The organism is Acidovorax sp. ST3 (assembly GCF_003231145.1).
GTDB lineage: Bacteria > Pseudomonadota > Gammaproteobacteria > Burkholderiales > Burkholderiaceae_C > Acidovorax.
Genome location: NZ_QKVP01000002.1, coordinates 430,326 through 455,290 on the forward strand (window position 1 = coordinate 430,326; position 24,965 = coordinate 455,290).

Here is a 24,965-nt window from a genome sequence, read left to right on the forward strand (position 1 = left end):
ACAAACCGATGGATCTCGCATTTACCCCCGAAGAACAGGCGTTTCGCGAAGAGATTCGCGCCTGGGTTCACGCCAACCTGCCCAAGGAAATTTCGCACAAGGTGCACAACGCCCTGCGCCTGACCCGCGAAGACATGCAGGGCTGGGCCAAGATCCTGGGAAAAAAGGGCTGGCTGGGCTTTGGCTGGCCCAAGGAGTTCGGCGGCCCCGGCTGGACAGCCGTGCAAAAGCACCTGTTTGAAGAGGAATGCGCCCTGGCGGGCGCGCCACGCATCGTGCCGTTCGGCCCGGTGATGGTGGCCCCGGTGATCATGGCGTTTGGCAATGCCGAGCAGCAAAAGCGCTTCTTGCCCGGCATCGCCAGCGGCGAAGTCTGGTGGAGTCAGGGTTACAGCGAACCCGGTTCGGGCTCGGACCTAGCCAGCGTCAAGACCCGCGCCGAGCGCGTGGGCGACAAGTACATCGTCAACGGCCAGAAGACCTGGACCACCCTGGGCCAGCACGGCGACTGGATGTTCAACCTTGTGCGCACCAGCACCGAGGGCAAGCCCCAGACCGGCATATCCTTCCTGCTGGTGGACATGAAGTCCAAGGGCGTGACCGTGCGCCCCATCAAGCTGCTCGATGGCGAGTGCGAAGTGAACGAAGTGTTCTTCGACAACGTCGAAGTGCCCGCCGAGAACCTGATCGGTGAAGAGAACAAGGGCTGGACCTACGCCAAGCACCTGCTGAGCCACGAGCGCACCAACATCGCCGACGTGAACCGCAGCAAGCGCGAGCTGGAGCGCCTCAAGCGCATCGCCAAGACCGAAGGCGTGTGGGACGACCTGCGCTTCCGCGACCAGATCGCCCTGCTCGAAGTCGACATCGTGGCGCTGGAAATGCTGGTGCTGCGCGTACTGTCGGCCGAGAAGTCGGGCAAGAACTCGCTGGACATCGCGGGCCTGCTCAAGATCAAGGGCAGCGAGATCCAGCAGCGCTATGCCGAGCTGATGATGCTGGCCGCAGGCCCCTTTGCCATGCCCTTCATCGAAGAGGCCATGGAAGCCGGCTGGCAGGGCAACTTCCCCGGCGGCGTCACCGCCAACGCACCGCTGGCATCCACCTACTTCAACCTGCGCAAGACCACCATTTACGGTGGTTCCAACGAAGTGCAGCGCAACATCGTGGCTCAGACCGTCCTCGGCTGATCCCAAGTTCCAGGAGACAAGAACATGGATTTCGATTTTTCTGACGACCAGGAACAACTGCGCGACGCCGTGCGCAAGTGGGTGGATAAGGGCTACACGTTCGAGCGCCGCCGCGCTGCCGTGGCCGTCGGCGGTTTTGACCGCACCGCCTGGAACGAACTGGCCGAGCTGGGCCTCACGGCCCTCACCGTGCCCGAAGCGCACGACGGCATGGGCCAGGGAGCCATCGACGCGATGGTAGTGGCCGAGGAACTGGGCCGTGGCATTGTGCTGGAGCCCATCGCCCAGGCCTTCATCGCCAGCAGCGTGCTGTCGCACTACGCACCCGCCGAAGTGCAAGGACCCTGGCTGCCCCGCGTGGCCAGTGGCGAAGCCCTGGTGGTGCTGGCCCAACAGGAGCGCAAGGCGCGCTACCGCCTGGATGTTTGCGAAGCAAAAGCAGCTAAAGCGCAATCAGGATATGCGGTAACAGCTATCAAAAGCGTAGTGCCTGCGGGTGACAAGGCGGACGCCTTCATCGTGCCTGCGCAGTTGGACGGAAAGATCGCCCTCTTCCTGGTCGAACGCACTGCGAGCGGCGTGACCACGCAGGGTTACGTCACGCAAGACGGCAGCCGCGCCGCCGAGGTGCACCTGGCCAACGCCCCCGCCACGCTCATCACCACCGACGGCCTAGCTGCGCTGGAACTGGCCGTGGACACCGGCATCGCCGCCGCCTGCGCCGAAGCCGTGGGCGTGATGGACAAGACCGTGGCCATCACCGTCGAATACATGAACCAGCGCAAGCAGTTCGGCGTGTTCATCTCCAGCTTCCAGGCGCTGCGCCACCGCGTGGCCGACATGAAGATGCAGCTGGAGCTGGCCCGCTCGATGAGCTACTACGCAAGCCTCAAGCTCGGCGCCCCTGCCGAAGAACGCCGCGCCGCCATGGCCCGCGCCAAGGTGCAGCTGGGCCAGTCGATGCGCTTTGTGGGCCAGCAGGCTGTGCAGCTGCACGGTGGTATCGGCGTGACGGACGAATACATCGTGAGCCACTACTTCAAGAAGCTCACGCAGCTGGAAGTGACCTTTGGCGACACGCTGCACCACCTGGGTGAAGTGTCCGCCCGCATGCAAGACACCGCAGGCGTGTTTGCCTGACGGTCACTGACGCAGGCGCGTCACAGCCATCAACGATGCTCGTGGATTCACTGGTCCACGGGCATTTTTTCTTTCTGGAGACAGCTTCATGAACAACATACTCTGGCTGCAACGCCGATCTCTCCTGCTGGCCACCGCTGCGGCGACCACCCTCGCCCTGGCTGGCTGCGCCACCCAAAGCCCCAGCCCGGCCGAGGCACCGCCCATCGTCTTTGTGCACGGCAACGGCGACACCGCTGCGCTGTGGCAAACCACCGTGTGGCGGTTCGAATCGAACGGCTGGCCCCGCGAGCGCCTGCACGCCATCGACGTGCCCTACCCGCTGTCGCGCGATGAGGACGCCAAGCCCCAGGCAGGCCGCACATCGGCCGCAGAGCACATGGCCTACCTGAAGGCCGAAGTGGACAAGGTGCTCAAGACCACGGGCGCCCGCCAGGTCGTGTTGGTGGGCAACTCACGCGGCGGCAACGCCATCCGCAACTACATCTACAACGGCGGCGGCGACAAGACCGTGAGCCACGCCATCCTGGGCGGCACCCCCAACCACGGCGTGTGGGCGATCCCGGGGTTCCGTGAAGGCAACGAATTTTCCGGCACCGGTCCCTTCCTCAAAGCACTGAACGCCCCCAAGAACGCAGCGGGCGACGAAGTGAGCGGCCCGGTGAAATGGATGACCATCCGCTCGGACAACAACGACAAGTTCGCCCAGCCCGACGGCCTGTGGATCGGCCAGAAAGGTACGGCCACCAACGTGACCGCCGCAGGCCCCGAACTCAAGGGCGCCACCAACGTGGTGATTCCGCGCATCGACCACCGCGAGACGTCGTACTCCCCCGCAGCGTTTGAAGCCACCTACCGCTTCATCACCGGCAAGGCACCAACACGCACCGAGATCGCTGCAGAAAAATCTGTGGTGCTGAACGGCAAGATCACGGGCCTGGGCGTGGATTCCGCCGACCCCAAAACCGGCAACTTCAGCAACAACCTGCCGCTGGCGGGCGCACAGCTGGAGGTGTACGCCACCGACCCTGCCACCGGCGCCCGCAAAGGCAACCCTTTGCTGCGCAAAACGGTGGGGGCTGATGGTCAATGGGGTCCGCTGGCGGTTGCACCCGGCGCACCCATCGAGTTCGTGATCACCGCACCGGGCTATGCGACCACCCACATCTACCGCAGCGGTTTCCCGCGCAGCAGCGACCTCATCCACCTGCGCGCAGAGCGCATGGCCGATGCGGACAAGGGCGCCGACAGCGTCGTGACCATGACCCGCCCGCGCGGCTACCTGGATCCGGCGCGCGACAAGATGCTGCTGGACGGCGCAGTGCCGGCCGGGGTGCCCGCTGGGGCCGGTGTTGCATCTGCCAAGGTCAAGCCTGCGGGCGGCGTGCGCGCTATTGCGGCAGAGTTCAATGGCGAGCGCTTGGTGGGCCAGACTTGGCCTGCGGCCAGCGGCCACCTGGTGTTTTTGGAATTGACGTATTGAAGGACAGGGCGCTGGGCAGTATCCACATTCTTCTCAGCCCCCCCAAGAGGGGTCAAGACGGCCCTTATTGCTAGGCGCTCCGTCGCAGACAGTACGCCTAGTACGGCAAGACGGAGCAACGACGCCAGAAGGGTCGTATTGGCCACTCCCCCAACTAAGCCAACAGCCGTGAAGACTTGGGGACATGGGCCATGAGGAATTCCATCTGATCGGCCAGGATGCGCCGATTGCGCAGGATGAAGTCCTCCCACAGGCTGGGCACATAGGGCGCGTACAGCAGCGGCATGTGCGCCTGCTCCGGGGTGCGCGGCCCCTTGCGGTGGTTGCAGGGGCGGCAGGCCGTGACCACGTTCATCCAGTGGTCCTGGCCGTTGCGCGCGAACGGCACGATGTGCTCGCGCGTGAGGTCCTCTTCGTGAAAACGCCCACCGCAGTAGGCGCACACATTGCGGTCGCGGGCAAAGAGCTTGCTGTTGGTCAGGCTGGGCTTGAGCTCGAACGGGTTGATGCTGGGCACGCCCTTGGTGCCGATGATGCTGTTGATGGCGATCACCGATTGCTCACCCGATATGGCGTTGTACCCGCCCCGGAACCGGGCAATCTGGCCGCCGGACTCCCAGCGCACTTCCCCGGCGGCGTAATGAATCACCGCCTGTTCGAGTGAAATCCACGATTGGGGCAGCCCTTGGGCTGAGAGCTTCAAGACCTTCAAAACACGCCTCCTGGAACACAAAGTACACAAGGACATGACTTCCGCAATACAGGACTCTGGCAAGTGGCTCGCCCCAACGTAAAGGCGGTTGTTGCATCCCGATTTGCGCAAGTCCGAAAGGATTCTGAACGCAGATGTCTCGCGGGCAGCCCTGCGCGGGGCCAGCCGTGGGTCACAATATACTCTTTTTGTGACAAATTGGCGTCCTGCGCTTGATGGACCTGCGCATGGCGCTATCAAAAAGATAACAAACCGATGAAGATCTTTCGCGGATTCCACCACCCGGGTATTGCCGATGCCTGTGCACTGACCATCGGCAACTTCGATGGCGTGCACCGGGGGCATCAGGCCATGCTGGCCCTGCTGAACAGCGAGGCGGCCCACCGGGGCGTGGAAAGCTGCGTGCTCACCTTCGAGCCCCACCCGCGCGACTACTTTGCCGGGGCCCACCACAAGCCGGAGCTGGCCCCAGCCCGCATAGGCACCTTGCGCGACAAGCTCACCGAGCTGGCCCGCTGCGGAGTGCAGCAGACTGTGGTGCTGCCGTTTGACGCGCGGCTGGCCGCCCAGTCGCCCGACGCTTTCATCGATGAAGTGCTGGTGCGCGGTCTGGGTGCACGCTATGTGTTGGTGGGTGACGATTTCCGCTTCGGCCGCCAGCGCGCGGGCGACTACGCCATGCTGGACACCGCCGGGCAAGCCCAAGGTTTTGACGTGGCTCGCATGAACAGCTACGAGGTGCATGGGCTGCGCGTGTCCAGCTCCGCCGTGCGCCAGGCGCTAGCCGCAGGCGACATGGAGGCAGCAGCGCGCTTGCTGGGGCGGCCCTACACCATCAGCGGCCATGTGGTGCATGGCCGCAAGCTGGGGCGCGAGCTGGGCGCCACGGCGGAAGGCGCGGGCGACGGCTTTCGCACCCTCAACCTGCGGTTTGCGCACTGGAAACCCGCCGCCAGCGGCATCTTTGCCGTGCTGGTGCATGGTCTCGCGGGCGAGCCCTTGCCGGGTGTGGCCAACCTGGGTGTGCGCCCCTCGCTGGACCCCAATGACGTGAACGGCGGCCGCGTGCTGCTCGAAACCCATTGCCTGCACTGGCCCGCCGAACTGGGTGCCGAAGGGGCGTACGGTAAAATCGTGCGCGTGGAACTGCTGCACAAACTGCACGACGAGCTGAAGTACGACGGTCTGGACGCCCTGACAGCGGGCATTGCCAAAGACTGTGCGGATGCGCGCGCCTACTTTGCATCGGCCCACGCCCCCAATCACACCGAGACCCGGCGTCAGACCACGCGCGACCGAATTTAGGGGGCTGCCTGCGCAGCGCCTGCCCTGCAGGCCCGACACCTCTCGCGTTTCGCTCCCTGTTTCCCCGCATTGCTCCGGGCCTGCCCCGGAATGCCCCGTTTTAAGGCTCCCTCATGTCCGACAACGCCAGCACGCCCACCTCCACTGCTCCGGATTACCGCGGCACCCTGAACCTGCCCGACACCCCCTTCCCCATGCGCGGCGACCTGCCCAAGCGCGAGCCGGGTTGGGTGAAGGACTGGGAAGACAAGGGCATCTACAAGCGCCTGCGCGACGCCCGCCGGGGCGCGCCCAAGTTCATCCTGCACGATGGCCCGCCTTACGCCAACGGCCAGATCCACATGGGCCATGCGGTGAACAAGATCCTCAAGGACATGATCACCAAGGCGCGCCAGCTCGAAGGCTTTGACGCGCTGTACGTGCCAGGCTGGGACTGCCACGGCCTGCCGATCGAAAACGCCATCGAGAAGAAACACGGCCGCAACCTGAGCCGCGACGACATGCAGGCCAAGAGCCGCGCGTTTGCCACGGAGCAGATCGCGCAGCAGATGGTGGACTTCAAGCGCCTGGGCGTGCTGGGCGAATGGGACAACCCCTACAAGACCATGAATCCCGCCAACGAGGCGGGTGAAATCCGCGCGTTCAAGCGCGTGATGGAGCGCGGCTTTGTATACCGGGGCCTCAAGCCCGTGTACTGGTGCTTTGACTGCGGCAGTTCGCTGGCCGAGTTCGAGATCGAGTACCAGGACAAGAAGAGCACCACGCTGGATGTGGCCTTCAAGTCGCACGACCCGGCCAAGCTGGCGGCCGCCTTTGGTCTGCCTGCACTGACCAAGGACGCCTTCGTGGTCATCTGGACCACCACCGCCTGGACCATCCCCGCCAACCAGGCGCTGAACCTGAACCCCGAAATCACCTACGCGCTGGTGGACGCGGGTGAACGCATCCTGCTCGTGGCCGAGCCGCTGGTGGCCTCGTGCCTAGAGCGCTACGGCGTCACCGGCAGCGTGCTGGCCACCACCCTGGGCAAGAACCTGGGCGGGCTGGAGTTTGAACACCCCCTGTACGACGTGGCCAGCGAAGACGGCAGCTTCGGCTACCGCCGCCTGTCGCCCGTGTACCTGGCCGACTACGCCACGGCCGATGACGGCACGGGTATCGTGCACTCGTCGCCCGCCTATGGCCTGGAAGACTTCAACTCCTGCCGCGCGCATGGCATGGCGCTCGACGAGATCCTGAACCCCGTGCAGGGTAACGGCACCTACGCGGCCGACTTCCCGCTGTTTGGCGGCCAGCACATCTGGAAGGCAGTGCCCGTCATCATCGAGGCCCTGCGCAACGCGGGCCGCCTGATGACCACCAAGGACATCACGCACAGCTACCCGCACTGCTGGCGCCACAAGACGCCCGTGATCTACCGCGCGGCTGCCCAGTGGTTCATCCGCATGGACGAAGGCGAAGGCGTGTTCACTAAAGCAGGCATGAAGCCCGCCAAGACGCTGCGCCAGATCGCGCTCGATGCGATCGAGCACACCAGCTTCTACCCCGAGAACGGCAAAGCCCGCCTGCACGACATGATCGCCGGCCGGCCCGACTGGTGCATCTCGCGCCAGCGCAGCTGGGGCGTGCCCATCCCGTTCTTCCTGCACAAGGATTCGGGCGAACTGCACCCGCGCACCATGGAAATCATGGACCAGGCGGCCGACATCGTCGAAAAGGGTGGCATCGAGGCCTGGAGCCGTGTGACGACCGAAGAAATCCTGGGCGCTGAAGACGCGCCGCATTACACCAAGAGCACCGACATCCTGGAAGTGTGGTTCGACTCCGGCTCCACCTTCAGCCACGTGCTGCGCGGCACGCACCCCGAGGTGCACCACGACACGGGCCCCGAGGCCGACCTGTACCTCGAAGGCCATGACCAGCATCGCGGCTGGTTCCACAGCTCGCTGCTGCTGGCCTCGGCGCTGGAAGGCCGTGCGCCGTACCGCGGCCTGCTGACCCACGGCTTTACCGTGGACAGCCAGGGCCGCAAGATGAGCAAGTCGCTGGGCAACGGCATCGACCCGCAAGAGATCAACAAGAAGCTGGGCGCTGAAATCATCCGCCTGTGGGTGGCCGCGAGCGACTACTCCGGCGACATTGCGGGCGACGAGAAGATCCTGGCGCGTGTGGTGGATGCCTACCGCCGCATTCGCAACACGCTGCGCTTTTTGTTGGCCAACGTGAGCGACTTTGACCCGGCCAAGGACGCCGTGCCGTTCGAGCAGATGCTGGAGATCGACCGCTACGCACTCACCCGCGCGTCCGAGTTCCAGGCCGAGGTGCTGGCCCACTACAAGGTTTACGAGTTCCACCCGGTAGTGGCCAAGCTGCAGCTGTACTGCTCTGAAGACCTGGGCGGCTTCTACCTGGACGTGCTCAAGGACCGCCTGTACACCACGGCGCCCAAGAGCCTGGCGCGCCGCAGTGCGCAGACAGCGCTCTACAACATCACGCACGCCATGCTGCGCTGGATGGCGCCATTCCTCTCGTTCACGGCGGAAGAGGCCTGGAAGGTGTTCGGCAGCTCCGACTCCATCTTCCTGGAGACCTACGGCAACGTGGCGGGCGTGGGTGCCGGTGCCGACGAGGGCCTGCTGGCCAAGTGGTCGCGCATCCGCGAGATTCGCGATGCGGTGAACAAGGAGATCGAGGCCCTGCGCGCTGCGGGCCAGGTGGGCTCCTCGCTGCAGGCGACGGTCACGCTGACGGCTGCGCCCGAGGACCATGCGCTGCTGGCCAGCCTGGGCGATGACCTGAAATTCGTGTTCATCACATCCGCTATCGATTTGGTAGCTGGTAGCGCTTTACAGATCAGCGTCAAGCCCAGTTCTGATACCAAATGCGAACGCTGCTGGCACTACCGCAGTGATGTGGGCAGCGACGCCGCCCATCCCACCATCTGCGGCCGCTGCACCAGCAACCTGTATGGCGACGGCGAAAGCCGGGCACACGCGTGATGGCGCGCTCTACACAAGCCGGTCGTACCGGCGTGGGCATGTGGCCCTGGCTGGCATGGGCGGTGTTGCTGATGGGCGCCGACCAGATCACCAAGACGCTGATCCTCAACCACTACCAGCTGGGCGACTCCACGTTCATCACCAGCTTCTTCAACATCGTGCGCGCGCACAACACCGGCGCAGCGTTCTCGTTCTTGTCGGACGCGGGCGGCTGGCAGCGCTGGCTGTTCACCGGTATCGGCGTGGCGGCCACGATCTTCATCGTGTGGCAGCTGCGCGCGCACCCGGGCCAGAAGCTGTTCAGCTTTGCGCTGTCCAGCATTCTGGGTGGCGCAGTGGGCAACGTGGTGGACCGGCTCATGCACGGCTATGTGGTGGACTTCTTGCAGTTCCACTATGCGGGCTGGTACTTCCCGTCGTTCAATCTGGCCGACTCGGCCATTACCGTGGGTGCGGCCTGCCTGATCCTGGACGAGCTGCTGCGGGTACGGCGCGAGCGCTGAGGCCCCACTGGCTTTACCCCCTGAACGGCCCGCTGCATGCGGGCCGTGCTGTTTGTGCGGAGCAACGCACCCAGCGCCGACATGGGCATCTGCTCCGGCGCTATGGAATCAGGAGTATGCTTATGTGTCAGTTTTATGACAGACCGGTGCGCGCGCTTCTTGCATTGGCCTCTGGGTCTGGTCATTGCAGGGTTTGCGCCCATCACAAGAAGAAGAAACAACGGTTTTCATGAAGCATCTCCTCAATCTCCTGGCAGCCGTGGCGCTGCTGATCTGGGGCACCCATCTGGTGCGCACCGGCATCCTGCGCGTGTTCGGCGCCAACCTGCGCCAGCTGATTGCGCACAGCGTCAGCAGCCGGTTTACTGCCGTGCTGTCCGGCATTGGCGTGACGGCCGTGGTGCAGTCCAGCACCGCCACCGCACTCATCGTGTCGTCCTTTGTGGGCCAGGGCCTGGTGGGCTTGCCTGCGGCGCTGGCCGTGATGCTGGGCGCCGACGTGGGCACCAGCGTGATGGCCGTGGTGTTCTCCATGGACCTTTCTTGGCTGTCGCCCCTGTTCATCTTTGTGGGCGTGGTGCTGTTCATCTCGCGCAAGGACACCGCCGTGGGCCGCGTGGGCCGCGTGTTGATCGGCCTGGGGCTGATGCTACTGGCGCTGCGCCTCATCACCGAATCGACCACGGTGCTCACCCAGTCGCCCACCGTGCGCACGCTGCTGGGAGCGCTCACCAGCGATTTGCTGCTGGAGATCTTTACCGGTGCCATTCTGGCCATCGTGGCGTATTCCAGCCTTGCCACCGTGCTGCTCACGGCGGCGCTGGCAGGCTCGGGCGGTATTCCGGCCGATGTGGCGCTGGGACTGGTGCTGGGCGCCAACCTGGGCAGCGGCGTGCTCGCCGTGTTGACCACCATGAAGTCCAACGTGCAGACACGCCAGGTGCCCCTGGGCAACCTGTTCTTCAAGATCATCGGCGTGCTCATCATGACGCCGCTCACCGGCCTGTGGCTGCAGCATGTGCGGCCCTACGTGCCCGAAACCGCCGCCCTGGTGGTGCTGTTCCACCTGGCCTTCAACATCGTGGTGGGCATCGTCTGCATTGGCCTGACAGGTACGGTGGCGCGGGCCGTGCAGCGCCTGCTGCCGGTGGAAAAGGCACAGGCTGCTGCAGGCACCCGCCCCCAGCATCTGGACCCCTCCGCCCTGGCCACGCCGTCCCTCGCCATCTCGTGCGCGGCACGCGAAGCCCTGCACCAGGCCGACGTGGTCGAATCGATGCTGCTGGGCCTGCACAAAGTGATCCGCACGGACGACCTGCAATTGGCAGAAGACCTGCGCAAGCTCGATGACGAGGTGGACGGCCTGTACTCGGCCATCAAGTACTACATGACCAAGATCTCGCGCGAGGCCCTGGACGAGCGCGAGGGCCGCCGCTGGGCCGACATCATCAGCTTCACCATCAACATGGAGCAGATCGGCGACATCATCGAGCGCGTGCTGATCGACATCGAGGACAAGAAGATCAAGAAGGGCCGTCAGTTCTCCGAGGCGGGCATGGAAGAGATCAATGAGCTGCACGCCCGCCTGATCGACAACCTGCGGCTGGCAATGAGCGTGTTCTTGAACGGCAGCGTGCGCGACGCACAAAAGCTGCTGGAAGAAAAAGCCCGGTTCCGCGACCTGGAACACGCCTATTCGGCCACCCACCTCGCACGCCTGTCCGACAACACGGTGCAGAGCATCGAGACCAGCTCACTGCACATCGACCTGATCAGCGAACTCAAGCGCATCAACTCGCTGCTGTGCTCGGTGGCCTACCCCATCCTGGAATCGGCCGGTGCCCTGGCGCCCAGCCGCCTGCGCACGCTCAACGAGCAGAGTTGAAGCCTTTTGGGCCGCAGGCGCATGTTCTTCATGCGCCTGCAGCTATACAAAAGATAGCAGCCTGGTTGCCTACGCACTGCGCCGCGCATAGCGCTGCGCCAGCACCGCACACACCATCAGCTGCATCTGGTGGAACACCATGATGGGCAACACGATGGCGCCCACCGCATGCGATGCAAACAGCACCTTGGCCATGGGCACGCCGCTGGCCAGGCTCTTCTTGGAGCCGCAGAACACCAGCGTGATTTCGTCCTCCTTGGAGAACCCCATGCGCCGCGCGACCCAGGTAGTGGTCACCAGCGCCAGTGTCAGCAGCACGGCGCACGCCACCACCAGGCCCAGCAACGCAGACGCAGGCAACTGCCGCCACAGCCCCTCGACCACCGCTGCGCTGAAGGCGGTGAACACCACCAGCAGGATGGAGCCCTGGTCCACCAGCTTGAGCGCTGCCGCCCGGCGCTGCACAAAACCGCCAATCCACGGACGCAGCAGGTGGCCCGCCACAAAGGGCACCAGCAACTGCAAGGTGATGCGGCCGATGTTGGCCAGCGTGTCGTGCTGGGCGGCGCCCGCCTGCTGCTGTGCCTCGGGCAGCAGCAGCCCCACCAGCAGCGGCGTGATCACGATGCCCAGCAGGGTCGATGCCGACGCGCTGCAGATGGCCGCCGGCATGTTGCCGCGCGCCATGGCCGTGAACGCGATGGCCGACTGCACCGTGGCGGGCAGCACGCACAGGTACAGGATGCCGGTGTAAAGCCCAGGCGTGACCAGCGGCAGCAGCACGGGCCGCAGCGCCCAGCCCAGCAGCGGGAACAGCACAAACGTGGTGCCCACCACCACTAGGTGCAGCCGCCAGTGCGAGAGCCCCGCCACGATGGCATCGCGCGAGAGCTTGGCCCCGTGCAAGAAGAACAGCAGCGCCACGGCCGCCACGGTGATGCCCTCCAGCGCCTGGGCCGCTACGCCCGACGCGGGCAACACGCTGGCAAGGGTGACGGTGCCCAGCAAGGCCAGGGTGAAGTTGTCAGGAAGGAAGCGGGAACGGGCCATGGGTGACAGCGCAGCGGCAGCGCAAAAAATGCAGAAACGTGGGGCACACAAACCCCGAAGACACGCATTGGACCGCAGCCCGATTCCAAAGAGAAATGGATTTCTCTGATGGATTTATGATTCGAGCGCATGAATATCACCCTGCGCCAGCTGCACGTGTTTCAGTCGGTGGCCGCCACCCGCAACTTCAGCCGCACCGGCGATGCGGTGGGCCTCACCCAACCGGCCGTGAGCCGCTGCATCACCGAGCTGGAAGCCCAGCTGGGTCTGAAGCTGCTCAACCGCACCACGCGCGAGGTGACGCTGACGGACGCGGGCCAGCGCCTGTCGGCCCGCTTACCCCGCGTGCTGGAAGAGCTGGAGAACACGCTGCTGGACGTGCGGGAAATGGCCACCGAGCGACGCGGACGCGTGCGCGTGGCGAGCAGCCCCACGCTGTCGGCCAACCTCATGCCCGACTGCATCGCCGAATGCCAGCGCACCCTGCCCGGGCTGGAGCTGGTGCTGCTGGACCGCATCCAGAGCGCGGTGCTGGCCAGCGTGCTTTCGGGCGAGGTGGACTTTGGCGTGGTCATCGACCCCAGCGAGCGCGAAGCGCTTCACTGCGAGACCATCCTGACCGAACCCTTCTGCCTGGCCTGCCCACCCAGCCACCGGCTGGCGGACAAACGCCAGGTGCGCTGGACCGACCTGCAGGGCGAAGCACTGGTGCTGCTGGACCACGACTCCGGTAGCCGCCGCCTGATCGACCGCGCCCTGGCCGAGCATGGTGTGGCCTGCACGGTGGCCCAGGAGGTTGGCCACCCCACCACCATCTTTCGCATGCTGGACGCAGGCCTGGGCATCTCGGTGATCCCCACCTTGGCCCTGCCGCCCGAAGGCCTGGCACGGCTGGCGGTACGCCCCCTGGTGCCGCGCGTGGACCGGGAGATCATGCTGGTGCACCGGAAGCACCGCGCGCTCTCGCCTGTGGCGCAAGCGGCGTGGGATCTGGTGAAGGCGGTGGCTGTGCAGCGCAATGGCGTGCCGGCTCTTGGCAGCAAAGGCCGTTGAAAGAAGCCCCTAACGTACCTCCATGGGCATCTTCAGCTGCCCAATAGATCGCAGCCTTCCCCCCCATTCCGATTCAGCGGACTAATCGGCCGATGCGTCGCTGCCCAGTCCTTCGACAAGGTACCGCTCCAGCCCCACCACCAGCGCATCGAACGTGTGCTTGCAGCGCGGGCTGGTGCGCAGGTCCTCGTGCATCACCACCCAGGTCTCCAGCCCGTATTGGAGCTGCTGCGGCAGCACCCGCACCAGCGCGGGGGCGCTGCGGCGGGCCAATGCGTCCTGGCAGATGCCTATGCCGGCGCCAGCGCGGATGAAGGCGAGCTGCGCCACGTCGCTGTCGCTGCGCACGGCAAACCGGTCTCGCCGCCACGCGGGCAGGGCCTTTTGCGCCGCGCGCAGAAACGGGGTTTCGGCATCGAAGCCAATCAGGCGGTGGTGCGCCAGCTCCGCCAGGGTGGCGGGCGTGCCATGGGCGGCGATGTAGCTCGGATGGGCGTAAAGCCCCAGCGGGATGGTGCCCACGCGGCGGGCGATGAGCGCGTCCTGCCGGGGTTCGGTCATGCGGATGGCGATGTCGGCCTCGCGCTGCAGCAGGTCGTGCACGCGGTTGCTCAGCATCAGCTCCACCGTCAATGCGGGGTGCTCGGCCTGCAACTGTGCCAGGAGGGGCGGCAGCACCTCGACCCCCATCACCTCGCTGGCGCTCACGCGCACCGTGCCGCGCACGCCGTCGCCCTGGCTGTCCGCCGCGCGCACCAGGGCTGCCGCAGAGTGGCCCATGGCTTCCGCGTAGCTGCGCAGGGCCAGCGCGGCCTCGGTGGGCAACAGGCCCTGCTGCGACCGGGTGAAAAGCACCAGCCCCAGGGCCTGCTCCAGCGCAGCAATGTGGCGGCCCACGGTGGGCTGTGTCACGCCCAGCGCCCGCGCGGCGCCCGACAGGGAGCCCTCCCGCAGCACGCCGAGGTACGAGCGGTACAGCTCCCAGCCAATGTCATGGCGATTCGGTTGATCCATACATAAATGTATAGCCACCCACTCATTTTCAGCAATTCCATTGAATTGCTGGGGCGCAGACACTGCCTCCATCCATAGTTTTTGAAGGAGCATCGCGATGAGCAACAACCCCAACAACCCCATCGGCAGCCGCCCCAAGGTACTGGTTCTGGGCGCCACCGGCGGCATTGGCGGCGAGGTGGCGCGCCAGCTGCGTGACCGGGGGTGGGAGGTGGTGGCAATGCACCGCAATGCAGCGCAGGCCAGAGAGCAGCGCGACGGGTTCACCTGGGTTCGGGGCGACGCGATGATCCGCGCCGATGTGATGGCTGCTTCCACGGGCTGCCAGGTGATCGTGCACGCGGTCAACCCGCCCGGCTACCGACGCTGGAACGAGCTGGTGCTGCCGATGATCGACAACACGATTGCAGCGGCCCGCGCACACGGGGCCACGGTGGTGCTGCCGGGCACCGTCTACAACTACGGGCCGGACGCCTTCCCGGTGCTGCACGAAGACGCCCCTCAGCACCCCCGCACACGCAAAGGCGCCCTGCGGGTGGAGCTGGAGCGTCGCCTGCAGCAAGCCACCGTGCCGCACCCGCTGGAGGAGACATGCCGCGTGATCATCGTGCGCGCGGGCGACTTCTTCGGGCCGCAGGCGGGCAACAGCTGGTTTGCGCAGGGCCTGGTCCAGCCAGGACGACCGGTGACCACGGTGAAGCAGCCAGGCGCACCCGGCATCGGGCACCAGTGGTCGTACCTGCCCGACGTGGCGCGCGCCATGGTGCTGCTGCTGGAGCGGCGCGCCGAGCTGCCCGCGTTTGCCCACTTTCACCTGGCCGGGCATTGGGATGCCGACGGCACGCAGATGGCGGCCGCCATTGGCCGTGCAGTGGTGGCGCAGGGCGGCCAAGCGCCGCGCGTGCAGGCGTTTCCCTGGTGGCTGGTCACGCTGGCCTCGCCGTTCGTAACCACCTTGCGGGAGATGCGCGAGATGCGCTACCTGTGGCAGCAGCCCGTGCGCATGGCCAACGACCGGCTGCGGACGGTGCTGGGCGAGGAGCCCCACACCCCGCTGGACGACGCAGTGCAGGCCGCCTTGCAGGGCCTGGGCTGCCTGCCCTCCAGCGCCAGCCACAGCGGCAGCCCTCACGCTGCACGGGCAACTACACCCCCAGAAACCCCGCAATCACCAGCCCGGCTTCCAGCGTGAACGCCCCTTGGGCGACCCGCTCGCGGACCACCTCCAGAGGCAGCAGGTCAAAACGCTCGACCTCACCGTCCTGGTTGTCGGGCTCCATGCCCTGGGGCACCTGCGCGCGGAACCAATCGATACGTTCGACCATGAAGCCCGCGCCCCCGCCCTCGCGACTGGGGCGGCTGAACAGCACCTGCCCCCCGTGCGCCACGTCGGCCAATGCCTCGACCCGCAAACCGGCCTCTTCCCAAGTTTCGCGGGCCAGGGCCTGCGGCAGCGAGTCGGCCGCCGAGACCATGCCGCCCATCAGCGTGTCCCACAGCCCGGGGTTGTTGGGTTTGGTCAGGGAGCGCTTTTGCACCCACATGCGCCCGTCGGGCGCCAGGCCCACCAGATGCACGGCACGGGTGGCCACGCCCAGCACGCGCACCGCCCCGCGCTCCACGGTGCCGATGACCTCGCCGGCCAGGTTGGTCACTGCCAGCTGCTCGTCGCGCCACGGGCCACACTGGCCCGCATCGCGCAGCGCGGCGGCCAGGGTGTTGAGGGCATCGGTGGTGTCGGTGGGCGGTGCCTGCAAATGCCAAGCAAGGCCCTGAGAATGCTCTGCTTCTGATAGCTGGTAGCGCTTATCCATCAAGCGCTGCAGGCTGATTTGACTGAAAAAACCCGGCGCCACCGAGCCCACTACCTGCCCCGCCACCACCAGCGGCTGGCGCGGCAGGGCCGGGGGCTGCTGCGCCGCCTGGCGTGCCCCTGCCAGCCACTGATCGAACGTGGGCGCCTGTGCAGCCGCGCTCACAGCGTGAGGATGGTACAGCCGGTGGTCTTGCGTGCTTCCAGGTCACGGTGGGCCTGCTGCACGTCGGCCAGCGGGTAGCGCTGGTCGATGTGGATCTTGACCTGCCCACTGGCAACCACGGCAAACAGGTCGTCCGCCATGGCTTGCGTGGCCTCGCGCGAGGCGATGTGGGTGAACAGCGTCTGGCGCGTGACGTACAGCGAGCCTTTGGCGCCCAGGCTGCCCGGCGCAAACGGTGCCACCGGGCCGGACGCGTTGCCGAAGCTGGCCATCAAGCCGAAGGGGCGCAGGCATTCGAGCGACTTGTCCCAGGTGTCCTTGCCCACCGAGTCGTACACCACCTTCACGCCCTTGCCGCCGGTGATCTCCTTGACGCGCGCCGCAAAGTCCTCGGTGCTGTAGTTGATGGCGTGCGCCGCGCCGTTGGCCAGCGCCAGCTGGCACTTGGCATCGGACCCCGCCGTGCCGATGAGCTGCAGGCCGAGCGCCTTGGCCCACTGGCATGCGATCAGCCCCACGCCACCTGCGGCAGCATGGAACAGCACATGGTCGCCGGGCTGCAGGCCTTCCACAGGCCGGGTTTTCTTGAGCAGGTATTGCGCCGTGAGGCCCTTGAGCATCATGGCCGCGCCGGTCTCGAAGCTGATCGCGTCGGGCAGCTTGCACACGCATTTGGCGGGCATCACGCGCACTTCGCAGTAGGCGCCGGGGGGGTTGCTGGCGTAAGCGGCGCGGTCGCCCACCTTCAGGTGCGTGACGCCCTCGCCCACGGCCTCAATCACACCGGCACCTTCCATGCCGATGGTGGCGGGCATGTTCAGCGGGTACAGGCCCGTGCGGTGGTAGACGTCGATGAAGTTCAGGCCGATGGCGTGGTGGCGGATTCGGATTTCGCCGGGGCCGGGCTCGCCCACGGGAACGTCAACGATGTGGAGTTCTTCGGGACCACCGTGCTGGCGGATCTGTACGGCAAGGCTCATGGCAATCAATCTCCTCAAAAGGGGTGGGGTGCTGACAACGGCGGCCATCCTGCCATGAATCTCACGACCGTGCCGGGGGCATGGCCCGCACCAATTTGCCTTGGGGACATGAGGCCCCGCCGCAGCAGGGCCCTGCTTGCACCGTTACAGTGCAGCCCCATGACTCAAAAAATCACACCCGGCACGGCCGTGCTGCTGGTGATCCCGCCCCTGCTGTGGGCCGGCAACGCGGTGGTAGGGCGGCTGGTCCACGAACTGATTCCCCCCATCACCCTGAACTTCATCCGCTGGGTGCTGGCCTTTGCCATCCTGCTGCCCCTGGCCCACGGCGTGCTGCGCGCCGACAGCCCGCTGTGGCCGCACTGGCGCCGCTACGCGCTGCTGGGCCTGCTGGGCATCGGGGCCTACAACGCGCTGCAGTACATGGCGCTGCAGACCTCCACGCCCATCAATGTGACGCTGGTGGGGTCGAGCATGCCGGTGTGGATGCTGGCTGTGGGCGCGCTGTTCTTCGGCGCGGCCGTCACGCGGCGCCAGGTGCTGGGCGCGCTGCTGTCGGTGTGTGGTGTGCTGCTGGTGCTGAGCCGGGGCGAGTGGTCGCAGCTGCTGGCCTTCCGCCTGGTGCCGGGCGATTTGTTCATGCTGCTGGCAACCATCTCGTGGGCGTTCTACAGCTGGCTGCTGTCACGCACCAGCGAGCCCACCAGCATCCGGGGCGACTGGGCCGCGTTCTTGATGGCACAGATGGTGTTTGGGCTGGCCTGGTCGGGCAGCTTTGCGGGGGCCGAATGGGCCAGCGGGCGCACGCATATCGAATGGGGCTGGCCGCTGATTGCCGCCCTGGCCTTCATAGCTGTGGGGCCTGCGGTGCTGGCCTACCGCTGCTGGGGGGTGGGCGTGCAACGCGCCGGGCCTGCAGCCGCCGGGTTTTTCATCAACCTCACGCCCCTGTTTGCCGGGGTGCTGTCGGCGGCGTTTCTGGGCGACACGCCCAAGGCCTTTCACGGCGTGGCGTTTGCGCTGATTGTGGGCGGCATCGTGGTGTCGTCACGGCGCTGAAGGACGCAATTTTCGATCCAAACTGCCGGCAGCTCACGTATTGATTGCCTGAAGCGCTACACAAAAAGTAGCAAAAAGCGCTAGTTCCCTGAGACTGAGCCGATCAACCCGGAGCAGTGACCGTGGCGGCGGACTCGATCAACGCCTCCAGGTCGGCCACCGGGGTAGGCCGCCCCAACAGATAGCCCTGGAAGTACACACACCCGTGCCGGGCCAGGAAGTCCTTCTGAGCCTCGGTTTCCACCCCTTCGGCGATCACGTCCAGCTCCAGGTTGCTTGCCATGCCCAGGATGGTCTGCACGATCACATCGTCGGTGTGCCGCACCCCCAGGTTGCGGACAAAAGACTGGTCGATCTTGAGCTGGTCCAGCGGCAGCCGCGTGAGGTACGCCAGCGATGAATAGCCGGTGCCAAAGTCATCCACAGAAAAGCGCACGCCCTTGGTCTTGAGCATGCCGATCTTGGCAATGGTGTCGTCCACGTTGTCCAGCACCAGCGATTCGGTGAGTTCGAGTTTGAGCAGGTGCGGCCGGGCGCCTGTCTCGCGCAGCACCTCCACCACGCGGGCCACAAAGTCGCGCTGCCGGAACTGCCGCGCGCTCACGTTGACCGACACCTGCAGGTGACGGTACCGCTCGTCCCCCTGCCAGGCCGCCAGCTGCTCGCAGGCCGTGCGCAGCACCCAGTGCCCCATGGGCACGATGAGTTCGCTATCTTCGGCCACACCAATGAATTCGCCCGGGGCCACCAGCCCTCGCTCCGGGTGCTGCCAGCGGATCAGGGCCTCGGCCCCCACCATGCGGCCGTCCAGGTGGAACTGCGGCTGGTAGTGCAGCACAAACTGCCGCGCCGTCAGGGCCATCTGCAGGTCGGCCTCCAGCTGCGCGCGCATGCTGATGACGATCTGCATCTGCGGGTCAAAAAAGCACAGGGCGTTGCGCCCTTGCGATTTGACCTGGTACATCGCAATGTCGGCCTCCTTGAGGAGGTCCACCGACGATTGCAGGGTACCGCCCATCAGCGTGGCGCCAATGCTGGGCGTGCTGTGGTGCGCGTTGCCGCCCAGCGTGTACGGTACGTTGAGCTTGCGCAAGATCTTCTCGCCCACACGGCGCGCCTGGGCGGCGGCCTCGTCGCGGTGGACCGACAGGTCGCTGAGCATGACCACAAATTCGTCGCCCCCAAGCCGTGCGACCGTGTCCTCGCGTCGCACGCAAGTCTTCAGGCGCTGGGCCACCTGGCGCAGCAGCATGTCGCCCACCTCATGGCCCCGCGTGTCGTTCAGGGTCTTGAAATGGTCCAAGTCCAGGAACAGCAGGGCGCCGTACTGGCCGCTGCGCACGCTGGCAGCAATGGCCTGCTGCATGCGGTCCATCAGCAGCCGGCGGTTGGGGAGGTTGGTCAGCGGGTCGTAGAAGGCCAGGCTCTCGATCTCGGTGCTGGCCTTGCGCAGCGCGGTCACGTCGTGATAGCTGATGACGAGGCCCCCATCGGGCGTGGCGCGTTCGGTGATCTGGATGGTGCTGCCGTTGGCGTACGACTGCTCGCGTGGCTCGGGCTGGTGCTTTTGCCGCTCCAGGCGCTGGCTCACCCACCGCTTGCGCTCCTCGTCAGACAGGCGGGGCACATGGTGTTCCACCGTGGCCTCCAGCACCGCGCGGAACGGCATGAGGGGCGTGATCACGCCCTGCAGCCACGGGAGGATGGTTTCGAGCTGGCGGTTCCACTGCACCACGCGCTGCTGGCTGTCCAGCAGCAAAAATCCGCTGACCATGGACTCCAGCGCCTGGTCCAGTGTGGCCTTGGACTGCGCGATGGTCAGGCGGGCCTGGGACATGCGGTCCACATACCGCAACGCCAGCACCCCGGCCGCAAAGATCATGGCAATGAACAGCGCGGTGGTCAGCGCAATGGCATCGCGCTGTTCGCGCCAGCCGGCAAGCGCCGCGTCCAGCGGAATGCTGGCCGCAATGCGCAGGTCCTGGTAAAGGATGGGCCGGAACACCACCAGCGAGGGCTCGCCCGTCAGTCGCGCCGGGGCTTGCCAAGCCAGGCCCTGATCGGCCAGATCGCCAATGGGGGGCGCGAGGGTGGGTGCGGTCACGTCTTCGCGGTTGGGTACGCTCAGCAGCAGCTGCCCGGTGGCCCGCTCCAGCGTGACCTGCAAGCCACTGATGTCCACGCCCTGCACCAGCACTGAGCTCAGGGCCGACACCGGCAGTTCGGCCACAGCCACCACCCGAGAGCTGTCGGCCATGCGGAGATGGCGTGCGAAGTACAGCACCTTCTCGGAACTGGCAAAGCTCACCACCGGCGCGCTGACCATCAGGGTGGATACCGGTTGCTCCAGCACGCTCTCCAGAAAACCAGCCGGCAGTTGCACCGACAGGCTGGCACCCGCAGGGTCGGACGACGCCAACGCCTTGCCGCTGCCGTCGAGCACCGCCACGTACCGCACCATGAGGTTCTGCCGCGCCGATCCGCGCAGCCGCTGGCTGGCCGTGTCGGGGTCCAGCCACTTGGGCATGGCGTTGGACAGGCCCAGCAATTCGTCCATGCTGGCCAGCAGCACGTCCACGGCGAGCAGGGAGCGGTTGAGTGCGGCCTCTGCGCCGGCCACAAAACGCGTGGCCTGGGCCTCGCTGTCGGCCAGCGCGGCCTGGCGGGCGTTCCACGCCAGGGTGCCAGCCACCGCCACCACGGCCGCCACAAACACTGCGGCGCCCGCCCAGACGTAGGCCCTGATGCGGGAGGGGGCTGCGGACTCTGTCATTTCGCAGGCGCTGCCTGCAGGCCACGCGCCGGCCCGATGGTCTGGTTCCAGACCTGCGCACAGCGGGCGCCGCAACGCTGCACCCAGCGCGGCAAAACGGTGGATTCGAGGATCTCCTGGCGGCTGCGCTCATCCTGGGGCGATACCGGCACCACCACCATGCTGCCCTTGGTGCCAGCGCTGCAGGTGGGTGCCCCCCGGTTGCAGGCCAGTCCATCCGCAGTTTCGCGCTCGGACTCAGCCCAGATGGCGGCCTCCAGGCGGGGCAGCTCCCGTTGGAGCAAGGTGCGCAAATCGGCCGGCAAGGCCGCCCAGGCGGCCTGGTTGGCCCCAAACACCGCCAGCCCCCAGGTGACCGGCAGGGTGTGCACATGGGTGGTGATGGAGGGCAGGCCCAGGATGTTGCCGGACATGGTGCCGGTGATGGCGCATTCGGTATTGCCGGCCGTCAGGCTGGGCACGATCTGCGAAAAACTGGTCAGCACCGGCACCCCGCCCAAGGCCCCCACAAAATCAGCCTGGCTGGCCGACGACACACGCACACGGCGGCCGGTCAGCTCAGACAAGGTACGCAGCGGCTTTTTGCAGAACACCACCTGCGCCGGATACACGTAGATGGCGAGCGCCTCGACACCATGCTGTTCGCGCAGCGCCTTTTCGAGGTAAGGACGGAAAGCCGCCAGCGTTGTCTTGAGCGTGGCAATGTCGGGGTTCAGCCCCGCCAGGTCGGGCGCGGTGTATTCGGGGTATTGCGCCGTGAAGGAGCTCATCAGGGTGGTGCCGAATGGGACCACCCCCAGCTGCAACAGCCGCAGCATCTCGGCCCCGGGCACACCGGCACGGTCAAAGGGCACGATCTCGGCCTGGAAACGTCCGGCGCTCAGGCGTGACAGCTCTTTGGTCCAGAAAGGCTCTTCCTGCCGGGTGTACTGGCTGATGCCCGCCAGCCCGCCCACGATGCGCAGCCGATAGGGTGCCGTCGCAGCGCTGTTTGCACCGGGCGTGCTGGCGGCGCCCGCAGCCTGCACAGCCCCCGCCACACCCAGCGCCAGGCACAGCACGGTGCAGTGGCGTTTCAGGCGCGGCAGGATGGATGTGTGGGCAAGATGCATGGCGTCGGGCGATAGCGGGCGCTGGCCCGCAGTATTCCACCAATTATTCAGCGCTCCGGTAAAGCTGTCGGCAAAACACCACGACTGCCTCCCGTTCTGCAGAACCTCTGCGGCGGGTCAGCCCGCAGACCACGCCGGGCCCGAACCACCTCAGAACGTGCCGGGATAGGCCCCGCCGTCGGCCAGCACGTTCTGCCCCGTCATGTAGCCCGCTTGCACACTGCACAGGAAGGCGCAGATGGCACCGAACTCTTCCGCCGTGCCGTAGCGCCCGGCCGGAATCTGTGCCTGCTGGGCAGAGCGCACTTCCTGAACGCTCTTGCCCGCCTTGCTGGCAGCCGCGTTGACGGTGGCGGCCAAGCGGTCGGTATCGAACTTGCCGGGCAACAGATTGTTGATGGTCACCCCGCTCGCTGCGACCTTGCTGCGCGACACGCCCGCCACAAACCCCGTGAGACCACTGCGTGCGCCGTTGGAGAGGCCCAGGATGTCGATGGGTGCCTTCACGGCGCTGGAGGTGATGTTGACGATGCGGCCAAACCCACGCGCAGCCATGCCATCCACGGTGGCCTGAATCAGTTCGATGGGGGTGAGCATGTTGGCGTCCACGGCCTTGATCCAGGCATCGCGGTTCCAGTCGCGGAAATCGCCGGTGGGCGGCCCCCCTGCGTTGGTGATCACGATGTCGAAGTCACGACCAGGTCCTCCGGCCACCGAGAACACTGCCGCACGCCCCTCAGGGGTGGTGATGTCGGCCGCCACGGCCAGCACCTGCGGGCTTGCGCCCTTCTGGCTGCTGACGCCCGTTGCAGCTGCGCCTTCAGCTATCAAACGGGTAGCAGCCTGGTTCAGCGCCTCTGCATTGCGGGCGTTGATGACCACATTCACCCCCTCACGCACTAAAGCCTGCGCGCAGCCATAACCCAACCCCTTGCTCGCGCCACACACCAGCGCCCATTTGCCTGCAATACCCAAATCCATAACAATCTCCGGTTTCACGCTGCGAGCCGCAGCCACAACAAATCATAAGTGGAGAGATACAAAATGATTCGGCTGCACTGCAGAGCCCTGGCCTCTTGGCTGGCATCGGCCGCGATGGCCGTACTGCCCTTGTTGGCTGCCCCAGCACACGCGCAGGAGGCAGCCGTCGTCAAACGCGCGACCCAGCTGAGGGACAGTCCCGCAGAAAGCGGTGCCAGCGTGGCACCCCTGGAAGCCAATGCGGTGGTCACGCGAACCAGCGAGCGCAAGGGCCCCTGGACCAAGGTCAGTACCCCCCAAGGCGCCACAGGCTGGGTTCACATGTTTGACCTGGGCCCCCAGTCCGGAACAGCGCCCACCAGTGGAAATGCCGCCACCAGCGGAATTCGCGGTTTGGGAAGCCTGTTTGGCAACAACAGCGGCAGTACCACGACCGCCACATCCACCGTGGGTATCCGGGGCCTGGGCGCTGAAGACATCGCCAAGGCGCAACCCAACCCTGCGGCGGTGACCCAGGCCGAGGGACTGCGCGTGAATGCCGACCAGGCCCGCCAGTTCGCCAGCAATGCGTCGCTGCAGCCGCGCAATGTAGCGCCATTGGCCGAACCACCCCGGCCCTCCTCCAGCGGCGGATCGGGAGCGACAGGCTCGTCCAACAATCCGTCCGACCCCAATTTCAGCCCCAACTGAGCGAGAGCTGCCATGCGCCTGCCCCATTCCCTTCCCCGCATCCGGCTGATCGCGACGGCCTGCACCGCCCTGGCCCTGACCCTGCTGCCCAGCCAGGGGCAGAGCCAGGGAGTCATGAACCTGCTCAACGCCCTCGGTGGCGGTGGCAGCACTACCAGCAACACGGGTGGCGGCCTCCTGGGCGCCATCACCGGCGGGGGCGCGCCCGCGGGCCAGGGGGATGACCTCATCAGCATGCTCACCCGTTCGGTCGAGAGCATTGACGAGCCCCGCGAGATCGAGATCGGCCGGCAGCTGTCGGCCGTGCTGCTGGGCAGCAAGCCCTTGCATCCCGACATGGCGCTGCAACGTTACGTGAACCAGTTGGGACGCTGGATCAGCCTGCAATCCCCCCGCCCCAACCTGCCCTGGACTTTTGTCGTGCTGGACGACCCCGGCTACAACGCCTTTGCAGCCCCGGGGGGTTATGTGTTTGTGACCAAGGGGCTGATTGACCGTTGTGCCGACGAGGCCGAACTCGCGGGCATCCTGGCCCACGAAATCACCCATGTCACCGCCAAGCACCACCTGCTGGCGATCCGCAAGACGGCCCAGTCCGGCATGCTGACGCAGTTGGTGGCCTCCCAGATCAAGACCAACGCCGTGGGCAGCGTGGTGGCCTCGCAGTTCCTGGCCCTGGGACGCAATCTGTATGCGCGCGGCTTGGACCAGACCGACGAGTACGATGCAGACCGCACCGGCGTGGCCCTGGCCACCCGTGCAGGTTTCGACCCCTACGGACTGGTGTCGGTGCTGCAGCAGCTGCGCACCGCAACGCCAGACAACCCGGCCTTCACGCTGGCACTGGCCACGCACCCACCAGCACAGGCGCGCCTGGAGCAGCTGGAGCTGGCCATGGGCAAGAATCTCGATGGTTTCACCGGCTCGGCCCCCGTGACGGTGGCCCAGCGCATGAGCCCCAAGGCTGCACCCGCCGCCGCAGCGGTGCCATCACCCGCAGCACCTGCCGAGGCACCCGCCCGCAAGGCAGCCCCCAAGAAGAAGACGTCGTAAAGAC

The 24,965-nt window shown here is 66.2% G+C and carries 20 protein-coding genes; 12 read left to right on the forward strand and 8 right to left on the reverse strand.

The window, feature by feature from the left end; all coding sequences use genetic code 11:
- The first annotated feature begins 8 nt into the window (after window positions 1-8).
- From DNK89_RS06885 to DNK89_RS06895, 3 genes are all read left to right on the forward strand, one after another.
- Window positions 9-1,190, forward strand: coding sequence for an acyl-CoA dehydrogenase family protein (locus DNK89_RS06885; RefSeq protein WP_015013079.1), 1,182 nt, complete (start codon window positions 9-11; stop codon window positions 1,188-1,190).
- Between the two features lie 24 nt (window positions 1,191-1,214).
- Window positions 1,215-2,330 carry an acyl-CoA dehydrogenase family protein gene (locus tag DNK89_RS06890; protein WP_110959466.1) on the forward strand — a complete coding sequence of 372 codons (1,116 nt, stop codon included), beginning with the start codon at window positions 1,215-1,217 and terminating at the stop codon, window positions 2,328-2,330.
- Window positions 2,331-2,418: 88 nt separating this feature from the next.
- Window positions 2,419-3,813 carry an alpha/beta fold hydrolase gene (locus DNK89_RS06895; protein ID WP_110959467.1) on the forward strand — a complete coding sequence of 465 codons (1,395 nt, stop codon included), beginning with the start codon at window positions 2,419-2,421 and terminating at the stop codon, window positions 3,811-3,813.
- Window positions 3,814-3,967: 154 nt separating this feature from the next.
- On the opposite strand, the gene DNK89_RS06900 is transcribed toward DNK89_RS06895, so the two are convergent.
- Entirely contained in the window at window positions 3,968-4,525 is a 558-nt protein-coding gene (locus DNK89_RS06900; protein WP_015013076.1) for an HNH endonuclease, read from the reverse strand.
- A 255-nt stretch (window positions 4,526-4,780) separates the two neighbouring features.
- Here DNK89_RS06900 and DNK89_RS06905 point away from each other — a divergent pair, with 255 nt between their 5' ends.
- From DNK89_RS06905 to DNK89_RS06920, 4 genes are all read left to right on the forward strand, one after another.
- On the forward strand, window positions 4,781-5,830 hold the full coding sequence (locus DNK89_RS06905) for a bifunctional riboflavin kinase/FAD synthetase (protein WP_110959468.1): 1,050 nt from the start codon (window positions 4,781-4,783) through the stop codon (window positions 5,828-5,830).
- Between the two features lie 113 nt (window positions 5,831-5,943).
- Window positions 5,944-8,829, forward strand: a complete 2,886-nt coding sequence (ileS, locus tag DNK89_RS06910; protein WP_110959469.1) for an isoleucine--tRNA ligase — start codon at window positions 5,944-5,946, stop codon at window positions 8,827-8,829.
- Entirely contained in the window at window positions 8,829-9,332 is a 504-nt protein-coding gene (lspA, locus tag DNK89_RS06915) for a signal peptidase II (protein ID WP_110959470.1), read from the forward strand. Before ileS ends, lspA begins: the two co-directional genes overlap by 1 nt.
- Window positions 9,333-9,561: 229 nt before the next feature.
- Window positions 9,562-11,217 (forward strand): Na/Pi cotransporter family protein, encoded by a 1,656-nt coding sequence (locus DNK89_RS06920; protein ID WP_015013072.1) that lies wholly within the window; start codon window positions 9,562-9,564, stop codon window positions 11,215-11,217.
- A 69-nt stretch (window positions 11,218-11,286) separates the two neighbouring features.
- Here DNK89_RS06920 and DNK89_RS06925 read toward each other — a convergent pair whose 3' ends face one another.
- Window positions 11,287-12,267 carry a bile acid:sodium symporter family protein gene (locus DNK89_RS06925; RefSeq protein ID WP_110959471.1) on the reverse strand — a complete coding sequence of 327 codons (981 nt, stop codon included), beginning with the start codon at window positions 12,265-12,267 and terminating at the stop codon, window positions 11,287-11,289.
- Window positions 12,268-12,396: 129 nt separating this feature from the next.
- Here DNK89_RS06925 and DNK89_RS06930 point away from each other — a divergent pair, with 129 nt between their 5' ends.
- Window positions 12,397-13,320: a LysR family transcriptional regulator gene (locus tag DNK89_RS06930; RefSeq protein ID WP_110959472.1), complete on the forward strand. Its 924-nt coding sequence runs from the start codon at window positions 12,397-12,399 to the stop codon at window positions 13,318-13,320.
- Between the two features lie 81 nt (window positions 13,321-13,401).
- Here DNK89_RS06930 and DNK89_RS06935 read toward each other — a convergent pair whose 3' ends face one another.
- Window positions 13,402-14,334 carry a LysR family transcriptional regulator gene (locus DNK89_RS06935; protein WP_110959473.1) on the reverse strand — a complete coding sequence of 311 codons (933 nt, stop codon included), beginning with the start codon at window positions 14,332-14,334 and terminating at the stop codon, window positions 13,402-13,404.
- A 97-nt stretch (window positions 14,335-14,431) separates the two neighbouring features.
- Between DNK89_RS06935 and DNK89_RS06940 the strand changes: the two genes are divergently transcribed.
- Entirely contained in the window at window positions 14,432-15,526 is a 1,095-nt protein-coding gene (locus DNK89_RS06940) for an SDR family oxidoreductase (RefSeq protein ID WP_110959474.1), read from the forward strand.
- Here the strand turns inward: DNK89_RS06940 and DNK89_RS06945 are convergent.
- Together DNK89_RS06945 and DNK89_RS06950 are read right to left on the reverse strand one after the other, a co-directional pair.
- Window positions 15,480-16,313 (reverse strand): DUF4743 domain-containing protein, encoded by an 834-nt coding sequence (locus tag DNK89_RS06945; RefSeq protein WP_110959475.1) that lies wholly within the window; start codon window positions 16,311-16,313, stop codon window positions 15,480-15,482. The genes DNK89_RS06940 and DNK89_RS06945 overlap by 47 nt on opposite strands.
- Window positions 16,310-17,293, reverse strand: coding sequence for a quinone oxidoreductase (locus DNK89_RS06950; RefSeq protein WP_110959476.1), 984 nt, complete (start codon window positions 17,291-17,293; stop codon window positions 16,310-16,312). The genes DNK89_RS06945 and DNK89_RS06950 overlap by 4 nt, the downstream gene beginning before the upstream one ends.
- Before the next feature lie 159 nt (window positions 17,294-17,452).
- Between DNK89_RS06950 and DNK89_RS06955 the strand changes: the two genes are divergently transcribed.
- On the forward strand, window positions 17,453-18,352 hold the full coding sequence (locus tag DNK89_RS06955) for a DMT family transporter (protein WP_110959477.1): 900 nt from the start codon (window positions 17,453-17,455) through the stop codon (window positions 18,350-18,352).
- Between the two features lie 103 nt (window positions 18,353-18,455).
- Here the strand turns inward: DNK89_RS06955 and DNK89_RS06960 are convergent, their stop codons facing one another.
- The 3 genes from DNK89_RS06960 to DNK89_RS06970 all read right to left on the reverse strand — a co-directional run bounded on the left by DNK89_RS06960 (window position 18,456) and on the right by DNK89_RS06970 (window position 23,218).
- On the reverse strand, window positions 18,456-21,125 hold the full coding sequence (locus DNK89_RS06960) for an EAL domain-containing protein (protein ID WP_110959478.1): 2,670 nt from the start codon (window positions 21,123-21,125) through the stop codon (window positions 18,456-18,458).
- Window positions 21,122-22,237: a TRAP transporter substrate-binding protein gene (locus tag DNK89_RS06965; RefSeq protein ID WP_238990715.1), complete on the reverse strand. Its 1,116-nt coding sequence runs from the start codon at window positions 22,235-22,237 to the stop codon at window positions 21,122-21,124. The genes DNK89_RS06960 and DNK89_RS06965 overlap by 4 nt, the downstream gene beginning before the upstream one ends.
- Before the next feature lie 150 nt (window positions 22,238-22,387).
- Window positions 22,388-23,218 carry an SDR family oxidoreductase gene (locus DNK89_RS06970; protein ID WP_110959480.1) on the reverse strand — a complete coding sequence of 277 codons (831 nt, stop codon included), beginning with the start codon at window positions 23,216-23,218 and terminating at the stop codon, window positions 22,388-22,390.
- Window positions 23,219-23,332: 114 nt separating this feature from the next.
- On the opposite strand from DNK89_RS06970, the gene DNK89_RS06975 reads away from it, so the two are divergent.
- Complete coding sequence (locus DNK89_RS06975; protein ID WP_255575862.1) at window positions 23,333-23,908, forward strand: SH3 domain-containing protein; 576 nt, start codon at window positions 23,333-23,335, stop codon at window positions 23,906-23,908.
- A 12-nt stretch (window positions 23,909-23,920) separates the two neighbouring features.
- Window positions 23,921-24,961 (forward strand): M48 family metalloprotease, encoded by a 1,041-nt coding sequence (locus DNK89_RS06980; RefSeq protein WP_110959482.1) that lies wholly within the window; start codon window positions 23,921-23,923, stop codon window positions 24,959-24,961.
- Window positions 24,962-24,965 lie beyond the last annotated feature (4 nt).

Bases quoted from the DNA above. Each gene is read 5' to 3' on its own strand.
- ileS (WP_110959469.1), top strand. From the start codon at position 5,944: ATGTCCGACAACGCCAGCACGCCCACCTCCACTGCTCCGGATTACCGC.
- DNK89_RS06965 (WP_238990715.1), bottom strand. From the start codon at position 22,237: ATGCATCTTGCCCACACATCCATCCTGCCGCGCCTGAAACGCCACTGC.
- DNK89_RS06975 (WP_255575862.1), top strand. From the start codon at position 23,333: ATGGCCGTACTGCCCTTGTTGGCTGCCCCAGCACACGCGCAGGAGGCA.
- DNK89_RS06895 (WP_110959467.1), top strand. From the start codon at position 2,419: ATGAACAACATACTCTGGCTGCAACGCCGATCTCTCCTGCTGGCCACC.
- DNK89_RS06930 (WP_110959472.1), top strand. From the start codon at position 12,397: ATGAATATCACCCTGCGCCAGCTGCACGTGTTTCAGTCGGTGGCCGCC.
- DNK89_RS06885 (WP_015013079.1), top strand. From the start codon at position 9: ATGGATCTCGCATTTACCCCCGAAGAACAGGCGTTTCGCGAAGAGATT.
- DNK89_RS06920 (WP_015013072.1), top strand. From the start codon at position 9,562: ATGAAGCATCTCCTCAATCTCCTGGCAGCCGTGGCGCTGCTGATCTGG.
- DNK89_RS06890 (WP_110959466.1), top strand. From the start codon at position 1,215: ATGGATTTCGATTTTTCTGACGACCAGGAACAACTGCGCGACGCCGTG.
- DNK89_RS06960 (WP_110959478.1), bottom strand. From the start codon at position 21,125: ATGACAGAGTCCGCAGCCCCCTCCCGCATCAGGGCCTACGTCTGGGCG.
- DNK89_RS06925 (WP_110959471.1), bottom strand. From the start codon at position 12,267: ATGGCCCGTTCCCGCTTCCTTCCTGACAACTTCACCCTGGCCTTGCTG.
- lspA (WP_110959470.1), top strand. From the start codon at position 8,829: ATGGCGCGCTCTACACAAGCCGGTCGTACCGGCGTGGGCATGTGGCCC.
- DNK89_RS06940 (WP_110959474.1), top strand. From the start codon at position 14,432: ATGAGCAACAACCCCAACAACCCCATCGGCAGCCGCCCCAAGGTACTG.
- DNK89_RS06950 (WP_110959476.1), bottom strand. From the start codon at position 17,293: ATGAGCCTTGCCGTACAGATCCGCCAGCACGGTGGTCCCGAAGAACTC.
- DNK89_RS06955 (WP_110959477.1), top strand. From the start codon at position 17,453: ATGACTCAAAAAATCACACCCGGCACGGCCGTGCTGCTGGTGATCCCG.
- DNK89_RS06980 (WP_110959482.1), top strand. From the start codon at position 23,921: ATGCGCCTGCCCCATTCCCTTCCCCGCATCCGGCTGATCGCGACGGCC.
- DNK89_RS06905 (WP_110959468.1), top strand. From the start codon at position 4,781: ATGAAGATCTTTCGCGGATTCCACCACCCGGGTATTGCCGATGCCTGT.
- DNK89_RS06935 (WP_110959473.1), bottom strand. From the start codon at position 14,334: ATGGATCAACCGAATCGCCATGACATTGGCTGGGAGCTGTACCGCTCG.
- DNK89_RS06970 (WP_110959480.1), bottom strand. From the start codon at position 23,218: ATGGATTTGGGTATTGCAGGCAAATGGGCGCTGGTGTGTGGCGCGAGC.